This window comes from Gordonibacter pamelaeae 7-10-1-b (assembly GCF_000210055.1).
GTDB classification, from domain to species: domain Bacteria; phylum Actinomycetota; class Coriobacteriia; order Coriobacteriales; family Eggerthellaceae; genus Gordonibacter; species Gordonibacter pamelaeae.
Genome location: NC_021021.1, coordinates 925798 through 931567 on the forward strand (window position 1 = coordinate 925798; position 5770 = coordinate 931567).

The following is a 5770-nucleotide window of genomic DNA, read 5'->3' on the forward strand; positions in this document are numbered from 1 at the left end:
CGCCCGCGCCCACCGCGCGCGCCACCACCACGCCGCCTCCGGCCGAAAGGCCGATGACGAACGCGTTCACCAGGAAGACGGCGTTCACCGCGTTGCTCATGGACACGAGCCCCACGTCGCCCACCACCTGGCCGACCACCGCCATGTCGACGGCCTGGTACACGTACTGCAAGATGTTCACCGCCATGAGCGGCAGGGCGAACGAGAGCAGCTGCCGGAACAGCGGCCCCTCGGAGAAGGAAACGGTCGATGCAGAAGAAGCCATAGGTTCACCTCGGAGAATCGGGATGCGGAAACGGAAGGAGGCAGGGGATCGCGGCGGCCGCAGCCGCGCGATGCGCCCAGCGCATGAAAAAGCGCCGCGGACGAAGTCATCCGCGGCGCTCGAGGTTCCCGGCATCCCGGCATCGACGACAAGGCGTGCCCTTAGGCGGCGCGCCTTCCGATGCCGATGGTCCTGTCCATCCCTGCTCCGTGCGATGCTTCATCGGCGATCACGCACAGAGCGGCAGCTCTGCAAAGTATCATTGGTTCCCCCAACGAGGTGGTTGCAACGCCGGCCAGCATACCGCGCCGGGCCGGGCGCGTCAATCCAGCTAGAAACTTTGATCATCTACACGCGTTTCGTATGCGCAATGTTCTCACCGGCCGCGTTGTTAGAGCGTCTTACATCGCCACCTCAGAAGCCACGCTAGTTATGAAGCATTGCCAAAAGCTCTGACCGCCTGCTTGATCCCAGGAAACATATCACGACCCTCAATGAATTCTGCTGCTCCGATCTGCCCGAGGATGACGGCAACAAGGCTCTTATCGCCAGTCTTTCTAAGTTTGTCGTAGTTCTCGAGCACCCGCTTCCGGAGGTCGTTCGGAGCGACGAGGAGCAGCTGTCTTGAAATCGCCGCACCCGTCGTCAACTTACACGTACCTTTCGGATAATACCTGGTTTTAGACATTTTGGACTTGTGCCCGTACTTGCGCAGAACCGCATCCACTTCACTTGCGAGCTTATCGGGAGAAAACGGCTCTCCGCTCGAGAAAGTCATGTCGTCAACATACAGGGTAAAGATGCAACCGTGGCTTTTCGCCACCTGATTTATTTCGGCAAACATGCTTTCATATGCAAAGTAAGCAACGATCTGGCTGGTCGGAGCGCCGGTCGGGATAGACTGCCGGTACGTGGACAGGTCGGTTAAGGCCTTCGCCACGTCACCGGGCTGCCGCAGCTTCCTCTTGAAGAACTGGTAAACCCGCTCTCTCTCGCACTTGTCGTAGAAGCTCTCTATGTCCATGGTGACCATGTAGGCGTTGGACCTATGGAACACGGCATTGTCCTTGTGGCATTTGCCGGGCGTGGCCGACATCACCCAGTCGGGCTTCTCCACCGCGCTCAGAAGCCACAGCACGCGCTTCTGTACCAGTTTAAGCCTCTTGTTGGGCTCTGAGACCTGACGAAAGCTCCCGCTTTTCTTCGGGATTTGAAAGTCACGGTAGGTGACACCCCTCATTACGCCTTTGAGTTCGCCCGACTGCAGGAGCAGCTTTTCCTCGAGCCTTCTCTTAGTGGTTAGGTTGTAAAGCGCGCATTGTTCAATGGCGTACTTTTTTCGATTAGCGCCCATTGGCATCCTTGGCGAGAAGCCCGATGGCCTTCTCCATCAAACGAGCAGTCAACGCACGTTCCGATGTTTTGGAATCCGTCTCATCGTACTCTTCCGCCAGGAGCATTAGAGAAGACAGCTTGATATCGAGGATGTCGGAATACTTCTCGAGCAATCGGTACGTCGGCTGCTTGTCGCCGTTCTCGATTTCGGAAAGATAGCTTCTCGAGATCCCGAGCAGCTCACTCAGCTCTTTGGCGGTGTAGCCGTAAATACCCCGAAGTTTTTTTAACGTCTCTCCTATCATGCCCAAGATCTCCTTCTATATAGCCAGCCGTAAGGCAGTATGTAAAAAGCCGAGCGGTCCTTTACCGTGCTCATCTCCTACCCCTTCATCGCATCATGGATGATCGCGATGACCTTCAGGATCGGAGCCAGAAGCCTGATTGCCTCAAGAACCAGTTTCAAGAGTTGCGCCCTGGGCGGGTGCTTCTTCGACCGGTTCCCTTCAGGTTCCTGGTGGCCAGTGCTCTGCGTGCGCAATCGATTACTCTTCATTTCTATGTCCTTTCTGCCCCACTTTAGGGCCTCCCCAGAAAGAACGGGTCCACGCAAAGCAACCGCTCGACCCTTCGCGCCCGCGGGCTCCCCGCGCGGGCGCAGAGAGGGCGGGCACCAGCCGCAGCCGGGCTTCAAAGGGCAGGGCGCACGCGGCGCCCCTCGAGCGCCGAAGCGCTCCAATGTGTGGGAGAACGACCAGAAGATTCTGCTTCGATTCGATCGCTGCAGCAGATTATATGGCAATCGGTCGAACATAGCGACATTATGTCGCTATGTTCGACCGATTTCACGTTTCCTGCACAAAGCGCATCGTAAGCATCTATTACTTACATTGAGATGACCTAAGCGAGCATTCCCCGTTGATGCAATCGGTCGTGGTTAGATCGAAGGCGTACTCGTAGCTGATCAGCTGCCCGTTCTCGGTTCCGCGCCAGCCGGGTTCGTCATGGGATCGCTCGCTCAGCTCGCTGCTCTTCCGGAAGGAGTTGACGAAGTCGGCGGTCTTCTGCAAGATGATCCTCTCCCTCTCCGAGAACACGCCCAGGTCGGCATCGCGCAAGGCGACGATCTTCTCGGCAGAGGTTTCCCCGATCTCATGCTCCTCGACATCGAGCGACTCCCCGTCCACGAGCGCAGCCAAAAGCGCCTCATGCCCATGGACAATGGGGCCGTTCGGAGCATGGGCGTACCGCAAGCCGCTCATGGAACGGGAGGTTTCCGCGAACGCCGTGAAGTCGGCATAGAACATTGTCTTGAAGAACCGCAGCTTGAAGAAGTGCTTGCAACGAGATGCGAAGAACACCGCCATCTCGCGAGCGCGATCCACATCGAAAGCGCGAAAGCCGGTGAGCTCCGACGCATCCGCCGGGTTGAGCACGAGGGAGAAATCGCCTCGCACAACGGCATACTCGAAGCGAGACTCCCGACCTCGAGCGAGCTTCTCCCGTGCCCGTTGCTCAGCGCGTCCGCGCTGCGCCGCAGGTATCTCGGCTCCCTTCTCGGCCAGAAGGTCGAGCATCGCATGAGGGTCGGACGCGGCGCGAATCGCCTGATCGATCTGCCTGGTTTGCACGCCTCCGTTCTCGTATCTGCTCAGGGTCGCGCCGCCGAGCCCGAGCAGCTTCCCGAAAGAAGCCTGCGAAAGGCCGTAAGAATCGTAGGCATCTCGAATCTGGGAAGCGGAAAGAAGGCCCTGACCCTCCCGATACGCCTCGTACGCGCGGCGCAGATTGGCGCTTTCGACCCGCTCGTCCCCGATGCGCCCTCCGCACTCAGGACAGGTGAGCACCACCTGGTCGACATCGACCCAGGCATCGCGAACTTTCAGATGCTCGGCCCTCGTCTCCTCGCACGCCGAAACCTCGCGCGCGCAGGTGGAGCAATAGGTTTCGAGAATCTCGGTCATGATCGACCCTCCTTTAGAGGATAGGAAAGCGGACGCTCGCAAGGATGTATTGACACGCAGACGCAGCCCATGCCATCGGCTCGATAGCCAAACGAGGTCTTAATGTACAACTCCAACTCCTCGCCTTCCAGCTCGACCGTTTTGCCGAACTTCCACACGTCCGGACGGCCAAGCTGCTTGTCGTCGCAACAGGGGCCATCAGAATAATCGTCGGCAACGAGGCTGGTCAAGATGTCCCGCACGTCTTCGATGAGCAAGCCGTAACGACGAAGAAAGTCATAGTTCTTGTCAGGCCCTTGGGAGCGATGCGCCACTTCGAGCCAGTTGCCCGCATATGTTTTCATAAGCATAAGGTAGCGGGCTACCCCTGCGCGAGATGCTACCTCATGCACGATCGGCCTCCTCAAATCGTTATCAAATGATAACATTTTGAGGAGGTTATTGATAGACTTTTCGCTTGCCTGCTTTTCCAAAATCCGACTCCCGTCAACCAAGCGCAGAAGACGAGGTGCTTCCAAGCTAACAACGGCTTCATCGATCTTGCAAAGCTAACGATCGTTTGCTAAACTGCTTTCATTGACTAACGTTCGTTAGCTTTATGAGAGAAGGGGAGCACCATGACGACGACGGCTCGGCAGGAACGTAACGTGCCTTCCCTCGCAAGGGTCTCGCGCGGGTTCGCGCTGTTGATGAACTGGTTCGACGGGGTATGCTCCATAGTGTGCGGCGGGTTCATGGCGCTGAGCGGGCTCGTCGCCCTGCCCGTCAGCTGGAACGACGTCATGCCCATCGAGTTCCTGGGCGTCCTGCCCTTGCCCGAGCCGCTCATCGCCACGTGGTTCTGGCCGGGAGTTGCGCTCGCGCTGGTGAACGGCGCGCCGAACATCGTCGCGCTCGCAATGCGCTTCCGCGGTAAGCGGGCGGCGTCGTACCGGTGGGGCATCGCGGCGGGCGTCCTGCTCATCGCCTGGACGGCGTTCGAACTCGCCTTCATGCCGAACGGCCTCTCCGCATTCTACCTGGCGCTCGGCGTGCTGCAGGCGGCCGCGAGCTGGCACGCGCTCCGCACCTGGGAGGACGCCGCATGACGCCCCGTCGCAACACCAAGGAGGACATCCTGCAGGCATCGCTGCGCCTGTTCGCCCGCGCGGGGTTCGAGGCGACCGGGATGCGCGAGATCGCAGCCGCCGTGGGCATCCAGCCGGCTTCGGTCTACAAGCACTTCGCCGGCAAGCAGGCCATACTGGACGCCATCGTCGAGCGCATGGACGAGCGCTACGATTTGACGGCCGCCGCCATCGGAATGCCCGAGGGCGGTATGGACGAGCAGGCGCGCGGCTACGCGGCCACCCCGGTCGCGCAGATGGCGGACCTCGGCGAGGCGATGTTCCGCTACTGGACCGAGGACGAGTTCGCCACCCTGTTTAGACAGATGCTCACCGTCGAGCAGTACCGCACGCCCGAGCTGGGCGCGCTCTACCGCCGCTACTTCATCGAGACGCCGCTCGCATGGCAGGAGGGGCTGTTCGCGTCCATGATGGAAGCAGGCGCTTTCATGCGCGACGACCCGAGGCTGCTGGCGCTGGAGTTCTTCGCGCCGCTCATGCTGCTCATCCAGGCCGCCGACGGCGCGGCCGACGCGGCCGACCGCGAACGCCTGGTAGACCTTGCGCGCCAGCATGTGACGCGCTTCGGCGAACGCCACGCGTGCGCGCTGGGCGCGGAAAGGCCCGAATAGGCGGCGAGCCATCGGTTCGGCAACAAGGGCGAGACGGTTGCAGGCGGAGGGCCGGGCGGCTTCGCGCGCGCGGCATACTGGAGGGCGCTGCCGTCCAGAAAGCTGATCGCCCATGCCTGTCGATTCCATCCTCGCCACTGTCGCCGTGCTGGCCGTGTTCGTCGGCCTGTTGGCGGCGCTCTGGCTGATGAAGCGCCGCGGCGTCGGATTCACGCCGCGGGTGTTCACGGCGCTGGGGCTGGGCATCGCGCTGGGCGTGGGCATCCAGCTTGCGCTCGGACGCGGCAGCGACGCCGCCTCCGCAGCGCTCGACTGGATGGCCGTCGTGGGCCAGGGCTACATCGCGCTGTTGAAGATGCTCGTGATGCCGCTCGTGTTCGTGGCCATCGTGGGCGCGTTCACCCGCACGAAGGTGACGGAGAACCTCGGCCGCATCAGCGCCGTCGTGCTGGCGGTGCTGCTGGGCAC

The 5770-nt window shown here is 60.8% G+C and carries 9 protein-coding genes; 3 read left to right on the forward strand and 6 right to left on the reverse strand.

Features of this window, described 5'->3' with window-relative positions:
* From GPA_RS04370 to GPA_RS16675, 6 genes are all read right to left on the reverse strand, one after another.
* A partial coding sequence (locus tag GPA_RS04370; RefSeq protein ID WP_041239068.1) for an MATE family efflux transporter occupies positions 1–265 on the reverse strand: 265 nt, incomplete at its 3' end.
* Between the two features lie 430 nt (positions 266–695).
* The gene (locus GPA_RS04375; protein WP_015539056.1) at positions 696–1619 is read right to left on the reverse strand and encodes a reverse transcriptase family protein; all 924 of its coding nucleotides are present in this window, start codon (positions 1617–1619) and stop codon (positions 696–698) included.
* Positions 1609–1905 carry a helix-turn-helix domain-containing protein gene (locus GPA_RS04380; protein ID WP_015539057.1) on the reverse strand — a complete coding sequence of 99 codons (297 nt, stop codon included), beginning with the start codon at positions 1903–1905 and terminating at the stop codon, positions 1609–1611. The genes GPA_RS04375 and GPA_RS04380 overlap by 11 nt, the downstream gene beginning before the upstream one ends.
* A gap of 77 nt (positions 1906–1982) precedes the next feature.
* Positions 1983–2156 (reverse strand): hypothetical protein, encoded by a 174-nt coding sequence (locus tag GPA_RS18895; RefSeq protein WP_015539058.1) that lies wholly within the window; start codon positions 2154–2156, stop codon positions 1983–1985.
* 325 nt (positions 2157–2481) lie between these two features.
* On the reverse strand, positions 2482–3564 hold the full coding sequence (locus tag GPA_RS16670; RefSeq protein WP_015539059.1) for a type II TA system antitoxin MqsA family protein: 1083 nt from the start codon (positions 3562–3564) through the stop codon (positions 2482–2484).
* On the reverse strand, positions 3561–4037 hold the full coding sequence (locus GPA_RS16675; protein WP_156790928.1) for a hypothetical protein: 477 nt from the start codon (positions 4035–4037) through the stop codon (positions 3561–3563). The genes GPA_RS16670 and GPA_RS16675 overlap by 4 nt, the downstream gene beginning before the upstream one ends.
* A 144-nt stretch (positions 4038–4181) precedes the next feature.
* Here GPA_RS16675 and GPA_RS04395 point away from each other — a divergent pair, with 144 nt between their 5' ends.
* The 3 genes from GPA_RS04395 to GPA_RS04405 all read left to right on the forward strand — a co-directional run.
* The gene (locus GPA_RS04395; RefSeq protein WP_041239070.1) at positions 4182–4652 is read left to right on the forward strand and encodes a hypothetical protein; all 471 of its coding nucleotides are present in this window, start codon (positions 4182–4184) and stop codon (positions 4650–4652) included.
* Positions 4649–5302, forward strand: coding sequence for a TetR/AcrR family transcriptional regulator (locus GPA_RS04400; RefSeq protein WP_015539061.1), 654 nt, complete (start codon positions 4649–4651; stop codon positions 5300–5302). Before GPA_RS04395 ends, GPA_RS04400 begins: the two co-directional genes overlap by 4 nt.
* 112 nt (positions 5303–5414) lie before the next feature.
* A partial coding sequence (locus GPA_RS04405) for a cation:dicarboxylate symporter family transporter (protein ID WP_041239072.1) occupies positions 5415–5770 on the forward strand: 356 nt, incomplete at its 3' end.

Coding starts and splice junctions, on each gene's coding strand:
- GPA_RS04375 (WP_015539056.1), bottom strand. CDS start 1,619: ATGGGCGCTAATCGAAAAAAGTACGCCATTGAACAATGCGCGCTTTAC.
- GPA_RS04380 (WP_015539057.1), bottom strand. CDS start 1,905: ATGATAGGAGAGACGTTAAAAAAACTTCGGGGTATTTACGGCTACACC.
- GPA_RS18895 (WP_015539058.1), bottom strand. CDS start 2,156: ATGAAGAGTAATCGATTGCGCACGCAGAGCACTGGCCACCAGGAACCT.
- GPA_RS16670 (WP_015539059.1), bottom strand. CDS start 3,564: ATGACCGAGATTCTCGAAACCTATTGCTCCACCTGCGCGCGCGAGGTT.
- GPA_RS04395 (WP_041239070.1), top strand. CDS start 4,182: ATGACGACGACGGCTCGGCAGGAACGTAACGTGCCTTCCCTCGCAAGG.
- GPA_RS04400 (WP_015539061.1), top strand. CDS start 4,649: ATGACGCCCCGTCGCAACACCAAGGAGGACATCCTGCAGGCATCGCTG.